The 19,694-nt window shown below is 54.6% G+C and carries 20 protein-coding genes and 3 tRNA genes; 14 read left to right on the forward strand and 9 right to left on the reverse strand.

Annotated elements, in window-relative coordinates; translation table 11 throughout:
• Window positions 1-8: 8 nt before the first annotated feature.
• Entirely contained in the window at window positions 9-467 is a 459-nt protein-coding gene (locus KW829_RS14785; RefSeq protein ID WP_042714997.1) for a YbaK/EbsC family protein, read from the reverse strand.
• 328 nt (window positions 468-795) lie between these two features.
• Between KW829_RS14785 and KW829_RS14790 the strand changes: the two genes are divergently transcribed.
• A complete protein-coding gene (locus KW829_RS14790; RefSeq protein WP_126816022.1) occupies window positions 796-2,142 on the forward strand; it encodes a PTS sugar transporter subunit IIC in 1,347 nt (448 codons plus the stop codon).
• Window positions 2,143-2,237: 95 nt separating this feature from the next.
• Here KW829_RS14790 and fhuF read toward each other — a convergent pair whose 3' ends face one another.
• A complete protein-coding gene (gene fhuF, locus KW829_RS14795) occupies window positions 2,238-3,026 on the reverse strand; it encodes a siderophore-iron reductase FhuF (protein WP_089601010.1) in 789 nt (262 codons plus the stop codon).
• Between the two features lie 91 nt (window positions 3,027-3,117).
• Window positions 3,118-4,182, reverse strand: coding sequence for a GGDEF domain-containing protein (locus KW829_RS14800; RefSeq protein WP_029484940.1), 1,065 nt, complete (start codon window positions 4,180-4,182; stop codon window positions 3,118-3,120).
• A gap of 215 nt (window positions 4,183-4,397) precedes the next feature.
• Between KW829_RS14800 and KW829_RS14805 the strand changes: the two genes are divergently transcribed.
• Window positions 4,398-4,667 carry a DUF1435 domain-containing protein gene (locus KW829_RS14805; protein WP_162829260.1) on the forward strand — a complete coding sequence of 90 codons (270 nt, stop codon included), beginning with the start codon at window positions 4,398-4,400 and terminating at the stop codon, window positions 4,665-4,667.
• A 40-nt stretch (window positions 4,668-4,707) separates the two neighbouring features.
• On the opposite strand, the gene KW829_RS14810 is transcribed toward KW829_RS14805, so the two are convergent.
• From KW829_RS14810 to rsmC, 4 genes are all read right to left on the reverse strand, one after another.
• A tRNA-Leu gene (locus KW829_RS14810) sits at window positions 4,708-4,794 on the reverse strand.
• A 33-nt stretch (window positions 4,795-4,827) separates the two neighbouring features.
• Window positions 4,828-4,914: transfer RNA gene (locus KW829_RS14815), tRNA-Leu, on the reverse strand.
• 28 nt (window positions 4,915-4,942) lie between these two features.
• Window positions 4,943-5,029: transfer RNA gene (locus KW829_RS14820), tRNA-Leu, on the reverse strand.
• A gap of 174 nt (window positions 5,030-5,203) precedes the next feature.
• Window positions 5,204-6,232: a 16S rRNA (guanine(1207)-N(2))-methyltransferase RsmC gene (rsmC, locus tag KW829_RS14825; RefSeq protein WP_218308508.1), complete on the reverse strand. Its 1,029-nt coding sequence runs from the start codon at window positions 6,230-6,232 to the stop codon at window positions 5,204-5,206.
• 102 nt (window positions 6,233-6,334) lie between these two features.
• Here rsmC and KW829_RS14830 point away from each other — a divergent pair, with 102 nt between their 5' ends.
• The 8 genes from KW829_RS14830 to KW829_RS14865 all read left to right on the forward strand — a co-directional run bounded on the left by KW829_RS14830 (window position 6,335) and on the right by KW829_RS14865 (window position 12,704).
• On the forward strand, window positions 6,335-6,748 hold the full coding sequence (locus KW829_RS14830; RefSeq protein ID WP_218308509.1) for a DNA polymerase III subunit psi: 414 nt from the start codon (window positions 6,335-6,337) through the stop codon (window positions 6,746-6,748).
• Window positions 6,717-7,160, forward strand: a complete 444-nt coding sequence (rimI, locus tag KW829_RS14835) for a ribosomal protein S18-alanine N-acetyltransferase (protein ID WP_010427144.1) — start codon at window positions 6,717-6,719, stop codon at window positions 7,158-7,160. Before KW829_RS14830 ends, rimI begins: the two co-directional genes overlap by 32 nt.
• Before the next feature lie 20 nt (window positions 7,161-7,180).
• On the forward strand, window positions 7,181-7,858 hold the full coding sequence (gene yjjG, locus KW829_RS14840; protein ID WP_010427143.1) for a pyrimidine 5'-nucleotidase: 678 nt from the start codon (window positions 7,181-7,183) through the stop codon (window positions 7,856-7,858).
• A 91-nt stretch (window positions 7,859-7,949) separates the two neighbouring features.
• Window positions 7,950-9,539 (forward strand): peptide chain release factor 3, encoded by a 1,590-nt coding sequence (gene prfC / locus KW829_RS14845; protein WP_218308510.1) that lies wholly within the window; start codon window positions 7,950-7,952, stop codon window positions 9,537-9,539.
• Between the two features lie 304 nt (window positions 9,540-9,843).
• A complete protein-coding gene (osmY, locus tag KW829_RS14850; protein ID WP_042716492.1) occupies window positions 9,844-10,461 on the forward strand; it encodes a molecular chaperone OsmY in 618 nt (205 codons plus the stop codon).
• Between the two features lie 127 nt (window positions 10,462-10,588).
• The gene (locus KW829_RS14855; RefSeq protein ID WP_003856556.1) at window positions 10,589-10,750 is read left to right on the forward strand and encodes a DUF1328 domain-containing protein; all 162 of its coding nucleotides are present in this window, start codon (window positions 10,589-10,591) and stop codon (window positions 10,748-10,750) included.
• A 122-nt stretch (window positions 10,751-10,872) separates the two neighbouring features.
• On the forward strand, window positions 10,873-11,925 hold the full coding sequence (locus KW829_RS14860; protein WP_089599239.1) for a patatin family protein: 1,053 nt from the start codon (window positions 10,873-10,875) through the stop codon (window positions 11,923-11,925).
• The gene (locus KW829_RS14865) at window positions 11,922-12,704 is read left to right on the forward strand and encodes a TatD family hydrolase (protein WP_218308511.1); all 783 of its coding nucleotides are present in this window, start codon (window positions 11,922-11,924) and stop codon (window positions 12,702-12,704) included. Before KW829_RS14860 ends, KW829_RS14865 begins: the two co-directional genes overlap by 4 nt.
• Here the strand turns inward: KW829_RS14865 and KW829_RS14870 are convergent.
• Both KW829_RS14870 and KW829_RS14875 read right to left on the reverse strand, forming a co-directional pair.
• The gene (locus KW829_RS14870; RefSeq protein ID WP_218308512.1) at window positions 12,699-13,559 is read right to left on the reverse strand and encodes a YjjW family glycine radical enzyme activase; all 861 of its coding nucleotides are present in this window, start codon (window positions 13,557-13,559) and stop codon (window positions 12,699-12,701) included. The genes KW829_RS14865 and KW829_RS14870 overlap by 6 nt on opposite strands.
• Entirely contained in the window at window positions 13,534-15,081 is a 1,548-nt protein-coding gene (locus tag KW829_RS14875) for a YjjI family glycine radical enzyme (RefSeq protein ID WP_218308513.1), read from the reverse strand. The genes KW829_RS14870 and KW829_RS14875 overlap by 26 nt, the downstream gene beginning before the upstream one ends.
• A 262-nt stretch (window positions 15,082-15,343) precedes the next feature.
• Here KW829_RS14875 and deoC point away from each other — a divergent pair, with 262 nt between their 5' ends.
• The 4 genes from deoC (at window position 15,344) to deoD (ending at window position 19,634) form a co-directional block, all read left to right on the forward strand.
• Window positions 15,344-16,123 carry a deoxyribose-phosphate aldolase gene (gene deoC / locus KW829_RS14880; RefSeq protein ID WP_218308514.1) on the forward strand — a complete coding sequence of 260 codons (780 nt, stop codon included), beginning with the start codon at window positions 15,344-15,346 and terminating at the stop codon, window positions 16,121-16,123.
• Window positions 16,124-16,229: 106 nt separating this feature from the next.
• Window positions 16,230-17,552 carry a thymidine phosphorylase gene (gene deoA, locus KW829_RS14885; protein WP_218308515.1) on the forward strand — a complete coding sequence of 441 codons (1,323 nt, stop codon included), beginning with the start codon at window positions 16,230-16,232 and terminating at the stop codon, window positions 17,550-17,552.
• A 53-nt stretch (window positions 17,553-17,605) separates the two neighbouring features.
• A complete protein-coding gene (deoB, locus tag KW829_RS14890) occupies window positions 17,606-18,829 on the forward strand; it encodes a phosphopentomutase (protein WP_120159178.1) in 1,224 nt (407 codons plus the stop codon).
• 82 nt (window positions 18,830-18,911) lie between these two features.
• On the forward strand, window positions 18,912-19,634 hold the full coding sequence (deoD, locus tag KW829_RS14895; RefSeq protein ID WP_010427122.1) for a purine-nucleoside phosphorylase: 723 nt from the start codon (window positions 18,912-18,914) through the stop codon (window positions 19,632-19,634).
• Window positions 19,635-19,694 lie beyond the last annotated feature (60 nt).

Genomic DNA, 19,694 nt, shown 5'->3' on the forward strand with positions numbered 1-19,694 from the left:
CGCAACAATCAAATGCAGACATCCACCCATTTTGCTGCAGTCAGTTCTGCCATTCTGTCGGGAGAAATACGTACGGCGCTGTGAATTGCACCGGCAGCAGGCAGCACTTCAGCGTACTGTTTCAGTGAAACGTCGCAGAAAACGGAAAGGGGATTCTCCAGCCCGAAAGGGCAGACGCCACCCACGGGATGACCCGTAACGGTGACCACTTCGTCACTGCTCAGCATGCGCGCTTTGGCGCCGAATGCATCTTTCAGTTTTTTGTTATCCAGCCGCGCGTCACCTTTGGCCACCACGAGAATAACTTCGTTTTTAACCTTTAACGATAGCGTCTTGGCGATTTGACCCGGTTCAACGTTATGCGCTGCAGCAGCCAGGGCCACGGTCGCGGTGCTTTGGCTAAGCTCGATGATTTCGACATCGGGTGCGTTGTCGGCAAAAAACTGCTGTACAGACTGCAAACTCATTGTTTCCTCCTGACAAATATCCTGCGTAATCTGTCATAAGCCTTTAGGTTCTGTAAATATCTCTTCAGTAACAATTATCCTGTTGGGCCGATTTATGGATCGCCTTCACATTCACGGAAACCGGTTACAGTAACCGGTTGCAGAGCGTGAATCAGAGATTAATACTGAGAATGTAACGTCCCCTGTATCCAATAATAAGAGCTAATTATGAAACCATTTCTTCTGAGCAGTACCGCTGGTACGCAAGCCGGCAAGGTTGTGAAGCTGATTTATGGAACAACGTGTGGCGCGAATTCGCCCGTAACGAACGTCTGACAGGAGAGCTGCTATGTCTGCCAACCATGCTGCGTTTAATCTGATATTCCGTTTCGTTGAAAATTACGTCAGCCCGATTGCCGGGCGAATCTCTTCCCAGCGTCATGTTATGGCTATTCGTGATGGATTTATCTCTGCGATGCCGTTCATGATTGTGGGGTCATTCTTGCTGGTGTTTGCTTACCCACCGTTCTCACCTGATACGACCTGGGGTTTTGCTCGCGCCTGGCTGGATATGGCGAAGCAATTTGAAGGGCAAATTCTCACCCCGTTTGATATGACGATGGGCATTATGTCCATTTATATCTGTGCGGCCATCGCCTACAACCTGGGCAAACATTATGTGAAATCTCATCAGCTTGACCCGTTCATGTGCGCCATGCTGTCTCTGATGGCGTTTCTGCTGGTTGCTGCGCCGAAAACCAAAGGCACTCTGCCTGTCGACAGCCTCGGCGGAACGGGGATCTTTACCGCCATTCTGGTGGCGGTTTACTGCGTTGAAATGATGCGTTTCCTGAAATCGCACAACATCGGTATTCGCCTGCCAGACCAGGTGCCACCGATGATCAAAAACTCCTTTGATCTGCTGATCCCAGTGCTGGTGGTTGTGCTGACGCTGTACCCGCTGAGTCTGCTGATTCAGTCTCAGTTTGGTATGCTGATCCCACAGGCTATTATGTCGATCTTCAAACCGCTGGTTTCCGCTGCTGACTCGCTGCCTGCTATCCTGCTGGCGGTATTGATTGGTCACTTGCTGTGGTTTGCCGGTATCCACGGGGCCGCCATTGTCTCCGGGATGCTGCAGATGTTCTGGCTGACCAACCTGGGCGCTAACCAGACCGCGCTGGCGGCAAGCCAACCTCTGCCACACATTTTTATGGAAGCATTCTGGACGTTCTTTATCGTGATTGGTGGCTCTGGCGCAACGATGGGGCTGGTGATCTGCTATCTGCGTAGCCGCTCTGCACACCTGCGTTCAATTGGACGTTTGAGCGTGGTGCCCAGCTTCTTTAACATCAACGAACCCGTCATTTTTGGTACGCCGATTGTCATGAACCCGGTGTTCTTTATTCCGTTCCTGCTGGCACCGATGGTAAACGCCGTGCTGGCCTGGGCGGCGATGACGTTTGATCTGATTGGTCGCGTTATCTCAGTTGTTCCCTGGACAGCCCCTGCTCCGATAGGCGCGGCATGGGCGCTGGGCTGGGACTTCCGCGCGGCTATTCTCGTCGTTGTGCTGGCCTGCGTATCGGCCATTATCTACTACCCGTTCTTTAAAGTGTACGAGAAGCAGTTGCTGGAACAGGAAGCGGAAGAAGCACAGCGTAACGCGGAAGAGGAAAATCAGCAGGTAGCCTAGGTAAAAGCAAAACGGCAACTGATGTTGCCGTTTTTAGTGTTTGTTCCCTCTCCCTGTGGGAGAGGGGCAGGGTGAGGGCATCAGGCTGGGCCTGACTACTTCAGCGTGCAATCCCCGCACTGCTGAACGTCAGGCAGGCGATTGCGCTGACAGCAGGTCCGACGCACCAGAAGGCCGTCACGCGGGACGACGGTACGGAATAAAGGGTTATCCCGCCCATCAGAAAGCTGTTTTGCAAAGAAACAGGACTGGCGCAGGGCATCCACTTTCTCATCGCCCAGCAGCGGTTTCATCTCTGTTAAATACCAGTGGATTAGATAACCGGTATTACTCCAGATAAGCTTTCCATTAATTTCTCCCGTCTGCTCAAGCACGTCAATTACCGGCATCAGTGCCTGAGTGATGAGCTGTTCCATGCGCTCCTGAGCTGAGCGTTGCCCGGCACGCATATCTTCGTGAACGTCAATCCAAAAGCAGGCCGCACGCCCGGTTTCGTGGAACTCCACGTGGAAATGTTCCGGGGAGAGATCCATCATCGTGTCCTGGGTTAACAAGGCCACCATGATCGGCGGGACCATCAACCCGATGTACCATTGCGCCCAAAGAGATAGCAGGGGTTTATTTTCCCGCGCAAGGGTCGGTTGATTGCGATAGATATGGTCGGAATACGCTGCCAGCAATGACTGGCGTTCTGCCGGACGCTGCCATTCGGCAAGCGTCATGGTGTTATGCGGGTGAGGCTCATCCAGCTTGATAAAATCCAGCAGATGAGCGCGGGTATCGGCAATCCTGTCACGAATAGCATCCGCAAGCGTAGCGCTCCCTGTGGAGAGAGGGGCTCGCCAGAGAAGTGAGTCAACGGCTTGTGCGGTACGTGTCGCCATAAGGATAGGAATCTAAATGATAATGATTGCCAATCCTAACTATAGATAAAAACGATCGCAAGCCTTTTGTCCTGAATGTGGGATGTCGGGCTTAAGCTGTCTGCAACTCGTCGCTGAGCAGGATGTTATTACGCCCCATGTGCTTCGCTTCGTAGAGGGCTTTATCCGCTTTCTCCAGCGCGCCTTCCGGGTCATCGTCATCATAGATGGCAATACCGATACTGATGGTGACGTTTGTTGCCACGCTTTCGTTGAACATATGCGGGATTTTTAAATCGTAGACCTTCTGGCGAATGCGCTCAGCCGTCTGGCGGGCATGATCGAGCGAGATGCTCGTCAGCAATACCATAAACTCCTCACCGCCAAAGCGTGCGACGATATCACGCGAGCGTACGGCATCACGGATCGCCGCTGAGACGCGGATCAACGCCTGGTCGCCCATCATGTGGCCGTAATGGTCGTTGTATGCTTTAAAATGGTCGATATCCAGCAGCAGAACGAAGTGTTCACCGTTATCGACTCTCGGCAGGTTTTCCAGTCGGCTTTGCAGGCCGCGACGGTTATACAGGCCGGTGAGCGGGTCCATCATGCTGAGATCGGAAAGCGTCTCGCGTTCTTCCAGGAGTTGGGAAAGAAGCGTCTGAGCAAAGCGATCGTTACGTTTTTGCAGGATGTTATGTATGCCAATCGCCGCCACCGGGAGGGCAAAGGAGTAGATCATTCTCAGCCAGCTTTCATGACTGCCTAACCACAGGCAGACAATAAAGGCGGGTAATGAATGAAGGGTAAATGCCTTGATATTGCTGGCAAATGCCAGGGAACCAATAAAAAGCACCGTTAAGAGTGCCATGACTAAATAGGTCGCCCGATCGTGCGTAATTAACGAAAATTTCGAGACAATTTGCCAGGCCCACAAAATACCGAAGATCGCTGAAACGACGGGAATATTGATTTTCCGGGTTCTCTGTTTCCAGTGCCAGGCGAACAATCCCGTGCTGAGAATAAAAATAGCCACCAGGGGGAACGAGAACAGGCGTACAGAATAGAGCGGGTTTGTTACCGAGAACACCGCTGAGGCTGCATTCAGAAAGAGAAATAAACGTAAAGATAATTGATATTTGCTGTTGACCAAAGACCGCCAGGATTGTGATGTCATAGTAATGCTTTTTTATTAATATTTAATTAAAACAAATGAATAGGTGTTGTTAGAAAATAGTAAAAGCAAAAAAGATGAATAGTAATTATCAGAAAATCTTTATAGGGAGTTAACAGATGAGCAATTTATCACCTTAGACATTTCCTGTCATTATGGGAAAGGTAAAGGTCGATGGATTTTGATGATGAATGCTGACAAATGATAATTGTTATCATATGATATTGGTTATCATTATTGATGCGAAAGGGCAAACCATGTTGAGCAAAGCGCTGGGAAGTGGTTGGGGAGTGTTGCTGCCTGGGGCAATGATTGGCGGTCTGTTGTTTGCCGATCTCTCCATCGATATCTGGAAAGCCATTATTGCTTCAGGGCTGTTAGTCACGTCAGGGATGATCTGGCATAAGCAATTACGGCACTTTGTGCTGCTGCCTTCATGCGTTGCGCTGGTCAGTGGAATACTGGTAATTCTGATGAGTTTGAAATAAGAGGAAAAACAAGAGGTACTTCAGAGGAACGTAAGATAATTGGTGCGAGGGGGGGGACTCGAACCCCCACATCCGTAAGGACACTAACACCTGAAGCTAGCGCGTCTACCAATTCCGCCACCTTCGCACAGTCATCTTACTCTTTTTGATATCGCCTCGTTGGTGCGAGGGGGGGGACTCGAACCCCCACATCCGTAAGGACACTAACACCTGAAGCTAGCGCGTCTACCAATTCCGCCACCTTCGCCCAGTGCGAGCAATATCAACGTGATTTATGGTGCGAGGGGGGGGACTCGAACCCCCACATCCGTAAGGACACTAACACCTGAAGCTAGCGCGTCTACCAATTCCGCCACCTTCGCATACCATCGATACTGTAAAAGTATCGTAACCACGGAGGCGCATTCTAGATGTTTTCAGCTTTACGTCAACTGAAAAGTGCGCACCTTTTATTGATTGCTGCAAAAATGGCCGGAACTGAGACGCCTGCTTGCCGGATGGCACTTGCGCTCATCCGGCAAGCATTGCATGGCGAATTATTTCTTTGCCTGACGCGTCATGACGGTGCGGTAGACTTTGAAGCGACCAGTCTGGGCGATCACTTCATGGAAGCCAAAGGTTTCGTCCAGCACTTTCGGGTACGCCAGGAAGGCGTTCGCAACGATACGCAGCTCGCCGCCGCTGTTAAGGTGACGAGTTGCACCACGGATCAGCGTTTGTGCCGCTTCAAGGCTAGTTTCCATACCGTCGTGGAACGGCGGGTTGGAGATAATCATGTCGAAACGACCGGTAATGTCAGAGAAGACGTTGCTGGCAACCACTTCCCCTTCAATGCCGTTTGCGGCAAGCGTTGCGCGGCTGGCTTCTACCGCCGGGGCGCTGACATCACACAGAGTTAAACGCACTTTTGGCGAATGGCTGGCAAGCACTGTTGACAGTACGCCCGCGCCGCAGCCCACGTCCAGCACTTTGCCTTTGGTGTGCGGCGTCAGGGTAGACAGCAGCAGTTTGCTACCCACATCCAGATAGTCGCGGCTGAACACGCCCGGCAGGGTTTTGATGGTTAAGTCGTCTAACTGATACTCGTCCCAGAATGCATCGGCATCAAATGTTGCCTGTTTTTCCAGACGGCCATGGTACAGACCACAGCGACGCGCGCTATCGACTTTATTCAGTGGTGCGAACGCTTCCAGCATCTGTTCAGCGCTGCGCACGCCGCTGCGGTTTTCACCGACCACGAAAATATCGCAGCCAACGGGCAGCAGGGAGAGCAGGTTCATCAGCTGGAACTGGGCTTCCGGTTTGTTCTTCGGCCAGTAGTAGATCAGCGTGTCGCAGTCGGCAACGTCGCTCTGTTCTGCCACCAGGCTAAAGCGCGCGCGCTCGCCCATCTGGCGGCTCAGCACCTGCCAGTGGTGGTAGTATTGCGTATGGGCACGGCTTTCAGCACTGTCGAAACGCGCAGGCAGGTCATCCTGCATATCTCCGGCAAACAGAATACGGCTTTGTTCGAAATCATCACTGTGGCGCAGCAAGACTTCACTTGCCGGGGTAAATGCAGACATGAATTGTTCCTCAATAAACTCAGGCGGGGATTATAGTAGGTAGATGGCGCACTTTCGACACATTTGCTATATTTGCGCGCCTGAGAGACAGGAGTTTTCCCTATGACATCCCGACGAGACTGGCAGTTGCAGCAACTGGGCATCACCCAGTGGGCCTTGCGTCGCCCGACGGCGTTGCAGGGCGAAATCGCCATTTCCATCCCTGCGCACGTTCGCCTGGTGATGGTGGCGGAAGAACTGCCTGCCCTGAATGAACCCCTTATCGGTGATGTCCTTCGCAGCCTGAAGCTGACGGCCGACGAGGTTTTACAGCTGACGCCAGAGCGTGTCACGATGCTTCCTCCCGAAAGCCGCTGTAACAGCTGGCGTATCGGAGAGACGAATGAGATCCCCCTTCAGGGGAGCCAGATCTGCTCGCCAGCGCTGGACGAACTGAAAGCCAACCCAAAAGCGCGAAGCGCGCTATGGCAACAAATCTGCGAATATGAACACGATTTCTTCCCTCACGACGTCTGACCTGACCACCGCGTTTGCGATTGAAACACGCGCCCACGCCTTTCCGTGGAGCGAAAAGACCTTCGCCAGCAACCAGGGCGAACGGTACCTCAACTTCCGCCTGGACGTTGACGGCACCCTGGCCGCCTTCGCGATTACGCAGGTTGTTCTTGATGAAGCGACGCTGTTTAACATCGCCGTTGATCCCGCGTTTCAGCGCCGTGGGCTGGGAAGAGAACTGCTCGAGCACCTCATCCGTGAGCTCGAAACCCGTGACGTTTTCACCCTGTGGCTGGAGGTGCGCGCGTCGAATGTCGCCGCCATCGCGCTCTATGAAAGCTTAGGCTTTAACGAGGCGACAATCCGCCGTAACTACTACCCCACCGCAGAGGGACGTGAAGACGCCATCATAATGGCCCTGCCGATTGGATAACGAAAAATAAGGTTGTAACGATGAAATGGGACTGGATTTTCTTTGATGCCGACGAAACGCTGTTTACGTTCGATTCGTTCGGTGGCCTACAGCGGATGTTTCTCGACTATAGCGTGACCTTCACCGCTGAAGATTTTCAGGACTATCAGGCGGTGAACAAGCCGCTGTGGGTGGATTACCAGAACGGTGCCATCACTGCGTTACAACTTCAGCACCAGCGCTTTGACGTCTGGGCGGAACGTTTAAAGGTCAGTCCGGGGACGCTGAACGAGGCGTTTCTGAACGCGATGGCGGATATCTGTGCACCACTGCCGGGCGCGGTTTCTCTGCTTAATGCGTTAAAAGGCAAGGTAAAACTGGGGATCATCACCAACGGTTTTACCGCCCTGCAGCAGATCCGCCTCGAGCGCACCGGCCTGCGCGATTATTTCGACGCGCTGGTGATCTCCGAAGAGGTGGGCGTACCGAAGCCGGACCCGCGTATTTTTGACTACGCGCTGACGCAGGCTGGCAATCCTGACCGCGATCGCGTCCTGATGGTGGGGGATACCGCAGAGTCTGATATTCTTGGCGGCATCAACTCCGGCCTGTCGACGGTCTGGTTGAATGCGCATGGTCGTGTGCAGCCGGAAGGCATCGAGCCGACCTGGACCGTCACGTCATTGAACGAACTGGAGCAGCTCCTGTGTAAACAATGATTGCCTGCCCCCTATTGATGGGTAAAATAGCCGCAATTTTGTATTCCATGATGCGTGGCGTGCTGCCGCGCTTATAAAAGAAGATTTAATTATGACGTTGTCTCCTTATCTGCAAGAGGTGGCCAAACGCCGCACTTTTGCCATTATCTCGCACCCGGATGCCGGTAAAACGACCATCACCGAGAAGGTGTTGCTGTTCGGACAGGCGATCCAGACTGCGGGTACCGTTAAAGGCCGTGGCTCCAGCCAGCACGCAAAATCTGACTGGATGGAGATGGAAAAGCAGCGTGGTATTTCGATTACCACCTCCGTGATGCAGTTCCCGTATCACGATTGCCTGGTGAACCTGCTGGACACCCCGGGCCACGAAGACTTCTCTGAAGATACCTACCGTACCCTGACGGCGGTTGACTGCTGTTTGATGGTGATCGACGCCGCGAAAGGGGTAGAAGATCGTACCCGTAAGCTGATGGAAGTCACCCGTCTGCGCGATACGCCGATCCTCACCTTCATGAACAAACTCGACCGTGACATCCGTGACCCGATGGAAGTGATGGACGAAGTCGAAAGCGAACTGAAGATCGCCTGTGCGCCAATCACCTGGCCCATCGGCTGCGGTAAGCTGTTTAAAGGGGTTTACCACCTCTATAAAGACGAAACCTACCTGTATCAGACCGGTAAAGGTCACACCATTCAGGACGTCCGCGTCGTCAAAGGCCTGGATAACCCAGAACTGAATACTGCCGTCGGCGAAGAGCTGGCCGCGCAGCTGCGCGACGAGCTGGAGCTGGTGAAAGGCGCATCTCACGAGTTCGATAAAGAGCTGTTCCTGGCGGGTGAAATCACCCCGGTCTTCTTCGGTACCGCGCTCGGTAACTTCGGCGTTGACCATATGCTCGACGGTCTGGTGGAGTGGGCTCCACGCCCGATGCCGCGTAAAACCGACACCCGTGAAGTGGAAGCGCAGGAAGAGAAGTTCACCGGCTTCGTCTTTAAAATTCAGGCCAACATGGACCCGAAACACCGCGACCGCGTGGCCTTTATGCGTGTGGTGTCCGGCAAGTATGAGAAGGGCATGAAGCTGCGCCAGGTGCGTACCGGGAAAGATGTGGTGATCTCCGACGCGCTGACCTTTATGGCGGGCGACCGTTCGCACGTTGAAGAAGCCTATCCGGGCGATATCATTGGTCTGCATAACCATGGCACCATCCAGATCGGTGATACCTTCACCCAGGGCGAAATGATGAAGTTCACCGGTATTCCGAACTTCGCACCGGAACTGTTCCGTCGTATTCGCCTGCGCGACCCGCTAAAGCAAAAACAGCTGCTGAAAGGCCTGGTTCAGCTCTCCGAAGAGGGCGCCGTGCAGGTGTTCCGCCCAATTTCGAACAACGACCTGATCGTTGGCGCGGTCGGTGTGCTGCAGTTCGACGTGGTGGTTGCGCGTCTGAAGAGCGAGTACAACGTGGAAGCGATCTACGAATCCGTAAACGTGGCGACGGCGCGCTGGGTTGAGTGTTCAGACGTGAAGAAATTCGAAGAATTTAAGCGTAAGAATGAGATTCAGCTGGCGCTGGATGGCGGCGATAACCTGACCTATATCGCCCCAACCATGGTAAACCTGAACCTGACGCAGGAACGTTATCCTGACGTTCAGTTCCGCAAAACCCGCGAGCACTAATTCCCTCTCAGAGCACGGCTACCGCCGTGCTCTTCTTTAATTCCTGTCTTATTAATCCCTTGCGGAATGTTCTTAATTCACGGCAATTTCACGCCTTTTGCTCATTTTCTATCCGATTCTGAAAGCGACACTGTGAGAGTGATCTATATTTAACTCAGTGTTTAGCACCGGGCGTGGATGAATAAACTGTTCAATGCATGACTTTAGGTTCTCCATTTCACCCGTGTGCTTATTCGCGAAATATAAAACTAGTAATAAAGGACGTTTGTCGCTCGAATGACGAGCAAAACACAGGAATACATCGATGAATATGACAAGACTTAAGATTTCTAAAACTCTGCTGGCGGTGACTCTGGGTAGCGTTCTGGTTAGCGGTTCTGCCCTGGCGGAAAGCAGCACCATGGATAAAGCACAGTCCACTGCCAACACCGCAGGGGAAAAAATCGATAGCTCTATGAATAAAGTCGGTAATTTCATGGATGACAGCTCCATCACAGCAAAAGTGAAAGCCGCACTGGTGGATGATGAAGCCATCAAGAGCACCGATATTTCCGTTAAGACCGACAAGAAAGTCGTCACCCTGAGCGGCTTCGTGGAAAGCCAGGCCCAGGCCGAAAAGGCTGTTAACGTGGCCAAGGGTGTCGAAGGTGTCGCATCGGTTAGCGATAAGCTGCACGTTCGCGACGCTAAAGACACCTCCGTGAAGGGTTATGCCGGGGATGCGGCAACCACCAGCGAAATCAAAGCTAAACTGTTAGCAGATGACATCGTGCCTTCCCGCAAGGTGAAAGTAGAAACCACAGATGGTGTGGTGCAGCTTTCCGGCACGGTTGATTCCCAGGCACAAATTGAACGTGCCGAGTCTATTGCGAAAGCGATTGATGGTGTGAAAAGCGTTAAAAACGATCTGAAAACGAAGTAAATCTTCACCATTCGCCCGTCTGGCTGAGGCCTGCGGGCGAAATAAGAACGACTCTGGAAAAACGCCGGTGAGTGACCTGAGCGCTCACGTTTAGCGGCCGACATTAACTATGGTAAAGGAGAGGCTTATGTTTCGTTGGGGCATTATATTTCTGGTTATCGCGTTAATTGCCGCCGCTTTGGGCTTTGGTGGATTGGCGGGTACAGCGGCATGGGCAGCAAAAATTGTCTTCGTCGTTGGTATTATTCTGTTCCTGGTCAGCCTGTTTACAGGTCGACGCCGTCCTTAGCAAAACGCAATATTTCATAAACAAAGTAAAGCCAGTCCTCGTGACTGGCTTTTTCTCGTTTGAGAACCTGATGGGATGGCGTTACTGTGTCTGAACACAATAATGAAAACAGGAAGGCAGAGGTGGGGCAGCGAATTCCCGTTACGCTCGGCAATATTGCGCCGCTGACGTTAAAACCGTTCCGCGCGGGTCAACTTGCACTGGTTTGTGAAGGTGGCGGTCAGCGCGGCATTTTCACCGCGGGCGTGCTGGATGAATTTATGCGCGCGCAGTTCAACCCGTTTGACCTCTACTTCGGTACCTCTGCCGGGGCACAGAACCTCTCCGCTTATGTCTGCAACCAGCCCGGCTACGCGCGCAAAGTGATTATGCGCTACACCACGGCAAAAGAATTTTTTAACCCGGTGCGCTTCGTACGCGGCGGGAACCTGATCGATCTCGACTGGCTACTCGATTCCACGTCCAGTCAGATGCCGCTGGCGATGGACACCGCCGCCCGCCTGTTTGATGCCGGAAAAGAGTTCTGGATGTGCGCCAGCCGGGGTGATGATTATTCGCCGGGTTACTTTTCGCCGCAGAAAGAGAACTGGCTGGATATTATCCGCGCCTCCAGCGCGATTCCCGGTTTTTATCGAACCGGTGCGCTGCTGGATGGCATCAGCTATCTGGACGGTGGGATCAGTGACGCGGTGCCGGTACAGGAGGCCGCCCGACGCGGGGCGAAAACCATCGTGGTGATTCGAACCGTACCGTCGCAAATGTATTACACGCCGCAGTGGTTCAAACGCATGGAGCGCTGGCTGGGCGACAGCAGCCTGCAGCCGCTGGTGAACATCGCGAAGCAGCATGAAACCACCTACGGCGCGATGCAGCGTTTCATTGAAAAACCGCCTGGAAAACTGCGTATCTTCGAAATTTATCCTCCGAAGCCGCTGCTGAGCATGGCGCTCGGCAGCCGTATTCCTGCGCTGCGCATGGATTACAAGACGGGACGACTGTGCGGACGTTACTTCCTGGCGACGGTGGGGAAAATGCTGGCTGAACAGCCGCCTCTGCATCGGCATAAACGCATTATCACCCCGCCAGCGATTGTCGCCAACGACCCGCTGACCATGCCGCTGGTGGATATTCCCCAGGCGAACGATGTTCCACTGGATAACGAGGATCTGGCGTGACGCACCGCTTTGTCGATACCCATTGTCACTTTGATTTTCCCCCCTTCACCGGCGACGAGGTGCCGAGCATCGATCGCGCCGCACGGGCGGGCGTCGACGCGATTATTGTGCCCGCGATTGAAGCGGCGTATTTCGAACGCGTGCTCGATCTCGCCCGCCGTCACGACGCGTTGTATGCCGCACTGGGTTTGCATCCTATCGTCATCGAACATCATCTGGACGAACATCTCGACAGGCTGGACGCTGTTTTGCAGACGGCGGAGAATAAACTGGTTGCCATCGGTGAGATCGGCCTCGATCTTTATCGCGAGAACCCGCAGTTCGAGCGCCAGCAGACGATCCTCGACGCGCAACTCAGGCTGGCGAAGCGTCACGATCTGCCAGTGATCCTCCATTCGAGACGCACGCACGATAAGCTGGCGATGCACCTGAAACGCATCGATCTGCCGCGAAGGGGCGTCGTACACGGTTTCTCCGGCAGCCTGCAGCAGGCGCAGCGTTTTATCGAGCTGGGCTATCACATTGGCGTCGGTGGCACCATTACCTATCCGCGCGCCAGTAAAACCCGTGACGTGATGGCACGGCTGCCGCTGTCGGCGCTGCTGCTGGAAACGGATGCGCCCGATATGCCGCTGAATGGTTTTCAGGGGCAGCCTAATCGTCCTGAACAGGCTGCACGTGTGTTTACTACGCTGTGTGAACTGCGTCCGGAGCCGGCGGCGGTGATTGCCGATGCGCTGCTTGAGAACACGCGTACGCTATTTGGCATCACGCTATAGATAGAGCGACGGGCGGATCACGGCGATCCGCTTTTCTTCCAGCGCCACAGCCAGCGGTTCCACGTCGTCCGGCGTCGCGCTACGCCATGAGGCCGCCTCACCATAAACGCCGTGCGCGTGAAATGCGTTGATTCGCACAGGAATGTTTCCAAGCCCGTGAATAAATGTCGTCAGCGGTTTGAGATGTTCCAGATAATCACATTGCTCTGGGATGACCAATAAGCGGAGTTCCGTCAAACGGTGGCGATCTGCCAGCCAGCGGATGCTCTGCTTAATCTGCGGGTTTTCTCGCCCGGTCAGGAAGCGGTGATGCTCGTTCCCCCACGCCTTGAGATCCAGCATCGCGCCATCCAGTACCGGCAGCAGCTTTTGCCAGCCGGTTTCGCTTAACAGACCGTTGCTGTCGACCAGACAGGTCAGGTGGCGCAGAGCGGGATCGGCTTTGATCGCGGTGAACAGGGCAATCAAAAACGGCAGTTGCGTTGTGGCTTCACCGCCGCTCACGGTGATCCCTTCGATAAAGGGGGCGGATTTGCGGACCCGGGTGAGGATCTCTTCTACGCTGAAGCGGTGTGCCATGGGCGTTGCCTGCTGCTGGCACAGGTGAAGGCAGGTATCACACTGGTGGCAGTCACTCTCCTGCCACCAGACGCGCCCGGCCTGAATGGTCAGCGCATCGTGCGGGCAGTGGGGCACGCAGTCGCCGCAGTCGTTGCAGCGACCGATCGTCCACGGGTTATGGCAGGTTTTGCAGCGCAGGTTACAGCCCTGCAGGAACAGCGCCAGGCGGCTGCCCGGCCCGTCCACGCAGGAAAAAGGAATGACCTGACTAACTAAAGCGCATCTGCTGTTCATGGCTTATCACGCGCGGCTGACGTTCCAGAATGCGGGTATTGCGTGCGGCTTCTTCCCCCAGCCACGTAGTGTTGGTTCTCGAACCCGCTTCCCGGTATTTCTCCAGATCCGATAATCGCACCATATAGCCAGTGACGCGCACCAGATCGTTACCCGCCACGTTAGCGGTGAATTCACGCATACCGGCCCTGAACGCGCCCAAACAAAGCTGAACCACTGCCTGAGGATTGCGTTTGACCGTCTCCTCCAGAGTGAGAATATCGCTGATCCCGGCGTGATAGTGTTTGTGATGCGGCGCAACGGCCAGCAGATGGCTGATAGGATCCGGCTCGTCGCCGTAAGGCAGACGCGCGCCCGGCGTGGTGCCCGAGTCAGAACTGATCCCCGACTGCGCATGCAGCATCGCGCGATGCTTCCAGCCGTGCTTCACAGGCGTGTTTTCAACGAATGCCGCGAGCTGCTCGCTGATGCGATACCCCAGCGCGTTAGCCTGTTCGTCTTTACCGTAACGCCCCTCGATGCCTTCCTTCTCGCAGAGCACGTTCACCGCTTCCGCCAGACCATACATGCCAAACATCGGCACAAACCGATCGGCGTCAATCAGCCCCTCTTTCACCAGGAAGCTATTCTCAAAGAAGCCAGATTGCGCATACAGGAAATCGCAGCGCGTATCGATGATGGCGATTTGCTGCTGGCAGTAGTGCGGGAGCGTGCGGGTAAAGAAGTCTTCGGCAGAAGCGCTGTATTCGGCAATGGCCTTAAGGTTAAGGCGTACAAGGGTGCTGCCACCGCCTGCAAGCGGCAGAGAGTTGTAACAACTCACCACGCCATAGCGACATTTTGTGAAAATTTTATCATTTACCGGACCATTGGAAACATGCGGTTTACTGCATTCACATATGTTTTTCGCCACCTCAAGCAGCAAATCGTCCGGGGTGATATCGGGATCGTAGATAAAGGTCAGATTCGGCGAAACCTGCTTCAGTTCTGCATCAGCGCGCAAAATGGCGCGTGTGACGGGCGTATCTGCCGGGCCGATATTGGCGTGCATAAAGGCATCCGGCAGGGTTCTGTCGAGATAGCGCCAGAAACGTTTTATTCGGCTATCGATCTCTTCTTGTGTTAGAATTCTAACATAAGGGTTCAGTATTGCATCCAGCTGGCCCAGATAGACGGGCATCGATGTGATGGACGGAACATGGTGATAAAGGATGGTTAACAGCGAGAGGGCGTCATCAAAGTCTTTTGCCCCTTCCAGCTCCAGCCATTCTGAACCGTTAGCCAGGAATTTTTCATAATCCGGCAGAACGTAGCGCGGTTTGTAAGGCGCATGGCCTTCGAACATGTCGCAGATAAAACCCTCGTCCAGCGCGGCGCGTGCCGCCTGCGGCAGGGCGGGATAGGGCAGATCGTTTTCCGCTTCCAGCGCCAGAAAATGACGTTTTTGCTCAGGCGTTAACACCGGGCTTGTCACAATGTGCTGGCAACGTTGTTGCAGGGCGTCGAGGCTGGAGTGGGGCATGTGCGCTTCCTTTAGTATTCTGCGGATGATGAACAGATTGTAGAAAGCCAGCCTGTTGGGGCTTTTGATCCGACAGGGGGTATCGCTGCTTTAGTCAGCAGTTAGCGCGATAAAGTTTGAAGAAGATCTCATTACAGTAATGCAAATTTGTACGCAGTTTTCATTAACTGTGATGAATGTCGAAGTGTGGATGCGGGTGAATGTTAGAATACTCACAGACCCGCAAGGTAAAATTTATACGGCACTGCCGTTGGAGAATGTTATGACCGATTTAACTGCAAGCAGCCTGCGCGCGTTGAAACTGATGGACCTGACCACCCTGAACGATGACGACACCAATGAAAAAGTCATCGCCCTGTGCCATCAGGCGAAAACGCCGGTGGGTAACACCGCAGCCATCTGTATCTACCCGCGCTTTATCCCGATTGCCCGTAAGACGCTGAAAGAGCAGGGCACGCCGGACGTGCGCATTGCAACCGTAACTAACTTCCCGCATGGCAACGATGATATCGAGATTGCGCTGGCAGAAACCCGCGCGGCGATTGCTTACGGTGCAGACGAAGTGGACGTGGTGTTCCCGTACCGCGCGCTGATCGCGGGCAACGAGCAGGTCGGTTTTGACCTGGTGAAAGCCTGTAAAGACGCGTGTGCGGCGGCAGACGTGCTGCTGAAAGTCATCATCGAAACCGGCGAGCTGAAAGAAGAGGCGCTTATTCGTAAAGCGTCTGAAATCTCTATTAAAGCCGGTGCGGATTTCATCAAAACCTCAACGGGTAAAGTGCCGGTTAACGCCACCCCGGAAAGCGCGCGCATCATGATGGAAGTGATCCGTGATATGGGCGTGTCCAAAACCGTTGGTTTCAAACCTGCGGGCGGCGTGCGTACCGCTGAAGACGCGCAGCAGTTCCTGGCGATTGCCGACGAGCTGTTCGGCTCCGACTGGGCCGATTCCCGTCACTACCGCTTCGGCGCGTCCAGCCTGCTGGCCAGCCTGCTGAAAGCGCTGGGTCACGGCGACGGTAAGAGCGCAAGCAGCTACTAAGTTTGAATTGCCGGGTGGCGCTACGCTTATCCGGCCTACAGGATCGTAGGGCGGGTAAGCGTAGCGCCACCCGCCACAACTCCCCCGATTCCGCATGGAGGTTACCGTGTTTCTCGCACAAGAAATTATTCGTAAAAAACGTGATGGTCATGCATTAAGCGACGAAGAGATCCGCTTCTTTATCAACGGCATTCGTGATAACACCGTCTCTGAAGGGCAGATTGCGGCTCTGGCGATGACCATTTTCTTCCACGATATGTCGATGCCTGAGCGCGTGTCGCTGACCATGGCGATGCGAGATTCAGGAACCGTTCTGGACTGGAAAAGCCTCAACCTCAACGGCCCGATTGTGGATAAACACTCCACCGGCGGCGTGGGCGACGTAACCTCCCTGATGCTCGGCCCAATGGTGGCAGCCTGCGGCGGTTACATCCCGATGATCTCCGGGCGTGGCTTGGGTCATACCGGCGGTACGCTCGACAAACTGGAAGCTATTCCGGGCTTCGATATCTTCCCGGATGACGGCCGCTTCCGCGACATTATTAAAGACGTTGGTGTGGCGATTATCGGCCAGACCAGCTCTCTTGCTCCGGCAGACAAGCGTTTCTATGCGACGCGTGATATTACCGCGACCGTTGACTCCATCCCGCTGATCACTGCCTCTATCCTGGCGAAGAAACTGGCTGAAGGGCTGGACGCGCTGGTGATGGACGTAAAAGTGGGCAGCGGCGCGTTTATGCCGACCTATGAGCTTTCTGCTGCCCTTGCCGAAGCGATCGTTGGCGTCTCCAACGGCGCAGGCGTGCGCACCACCGCGCTGCTCACCGATATGAACCAGGTGCTGGCCTCCAGCGCCGGTAACGCGGTTGAAGTGCGTGAGGCGGTACAGTTCCTCACAGGTGAATACCGTAACCCGCGTCTGTTCGATGTCACCATGGCGCTGTGCGTGGAGATGTTGATTTCCGGCAAGCTGGCCAAAGACGATGCTGAGGCGCGCGCGAAGCTGCAGGCGGTGCTGGACAACGGCAAAGCGGCGGAGATCTTCGGCCGCATGGTTGCTGCCCAGAAAGGCCCGACCGATTTCGTCGAAAACTACGCGAAATACCTGCCAACCGCGATGCTCAGCAAAGCCGTTTACGCAGATACCGAAGGTTTCGTTTCCGCAATGGACACCCGCGCGCTCGGCATGGCGGTGGTTTCGATGGGCGGCGGTCGCCGTCAGGCATCGGACACCATTGATTACAGCGTCGGCTTTAACGATATGGCGCGTCTGGGCGACAGCGTTGACGGCCAACGTCCGCTGGCGGTGATCCACGCGAAAGACGAAGCCAGCTGGCAGGATGCGGCAAAAGCGGTGAAAGCGGCAATCACGCTTGACGATAAAGCACCGGAAACCACACCGACTGTCTATCGCCGCATCACTGAATAACTGTATACTGATCTGATCGCTATTTTTTGAAGCACTACGTACGGAGAACAATTATGAAACGTGCATTTATTATGGTGCTGGACTCATTCGGCATCGGCGCAACCGAAGATGCAGATCGTTTTGGTGACGTGGGTTCCGATACCATGGGTCACATCGCGGAAGCCTGTGCCAAAGGCGAAGCGGACAACGGTCGTAAAGGTCCTCTGACCCTGCCAAACCTGACCCGTCTCGGGCTGGTGAAAGCGCACGAAGGCTCTACCGGTAAAATCGCAGCCGGTATGGACGGCAACGCGGAAGTCGTGGGTGCCTACGCCTGGGCGCACGAACTCTCCTCCGGTAAAGATACTCCGTCTGGTCACTGGGAAATCGCCGGTGTGCCGGTTCTGTTTGACTGGGGCTACTTCTCCGATCACGAGAACAGCTTCCCGCAGGAGCTGCTGGATAAGCTGGTTAAGCGTGCCAATCTGCCGGGCTACCTCGGTAACTGCCACTCTTCCGGTACCGTGATTCTGGATGAGCTTGGCGAAGAGCACATGAAAACCGGCAAGCCGATTTTCTACACCTCTGCCGACTCCGTGTTCCAGATTGCCTGCCACGAAGAGACCTATGGTCTGGATAAACTCTACGAACTGTGCGAAATCGCCCGTGAAGAGCTGACCGAAGGTGGCTACAACATCGGCCGCGTGATCGCGCGTCCGTTTATCGGCGACAAAGCGGGTAACTTCCAGCGTACCGGTAACCGTCACGACCTGGCCGTTGAGCCACCGGCACCGACCGTGCTGCAGAAGCTGGTTGAAGAGAAAGACGGCCACGTGGTTTCCGTGGGTAAAATTGCGGATATCTACGCCAACTGCGGTATCACCAAAAAAGTGAAAGCCACCGGTCTGGATGCGCTGTTCGATGCCACCATCAAAGAGATGAAAGAAGCGGGTGACAAGACCATTGTTTTCACCAACTTCGTGGACTTCGACTCCTCCTGGGGTCACCGTCGTGATATCGCGGGCTATGCCGCGGGTCTGGAACTGTTTGACCGCCGTTTGCCGGAGCTGATGGAGCTGGTGGGGGAAGATGACATTCTGATCCTGACCGCGGACCACGGCTGCGACCCAAGCTGGACCGGTACCGACCACACCCGTGAGCATATTCCGGTGCTGGTGTACGGCCCGAAAGTGAAGCCGGGCTCGCTGGGGCACCGTGAAACCTTCGCGGACATCGGCCAGACTATCGCGAAATACTTTGGTACGTCTGACATGGAATATGGCAAGGCCATGTTCTGAATCATGTTGGGTGCGGTCTGATGCCCTCACCCCAACCCTCTCCCACAGGGAGAGGGAGAATTTAAATGAAAAGGAACTGAAGATGGCAACTCCTCACATTAATGCAGAAATGGGTGATTTCGCTGACGTCGTATTGATGCCGGGCGACCCGCTGCGCGCGAAGCACATTGCAGAAACCTTCCTGGAAGACGTGCGTGAAGTGAACAACGTTCGCGGCATGCTGGGCTTCACCGGTACCTATAAAGGCCGCAAAATCTCCGTCATGGGCCACGGTATGGGTATCCCATCCTGCTCTATCTACACCAAAGAGCTGATCACCGATTTCGGCGTGAAGAAAATCATCCGCGTGGGCTCCTGCGGCGCGGTGCGCATGGACGTTAAGCTGCGCGACATCGTTATCGGTATGGGTGCCTGCACCGATTCCAAAGTTAACCGTATGCGTTTCAAAGATCATGACTTCGCGGCAATTGCTGACTTCGGCATGGTGCGTGACGCGGTTGACGCGGCGAAAGCGCTGGGCGTTGAGGCGCGCGTGGGTAACATCTTCTCTGCTGACCTGTTCTATGCACCGGACGGCGGCGAGATGTTCGACGTGATGGAGAAATACGGCATTCTGGGCGTGGAAATGGAAGCGGCGGGTATCTACGGCGTGGCGGCTGAGTTTGGCGCGAAAGCGCTGACCATCTGCACCGTGTCTGACCACATCCGTACCCACGAGCAGACCACCGCTGCCGAGCGTCAGACTACCTTCAACGACATGATCAAAATCGCGCTGGAATCTGTTCTGCTGGGCGATAAAGAGTAATTCTGTCTCTTCCCTCCCTCTCCCTGTGGGAGAGGGCCGGGGTGAGGGCACCAAACCGCG

The organism is Enterobacter sp. ENT02 (assembly GCF_019219165.1).
In the GTDB taxonomy this organism is placed as follows: Bacteria; Pseudomonadota; Gammaproteobacteria; order Enterobacterales; family Enterobacteriaceae; genus Enterobacter; species Enterobacter mori.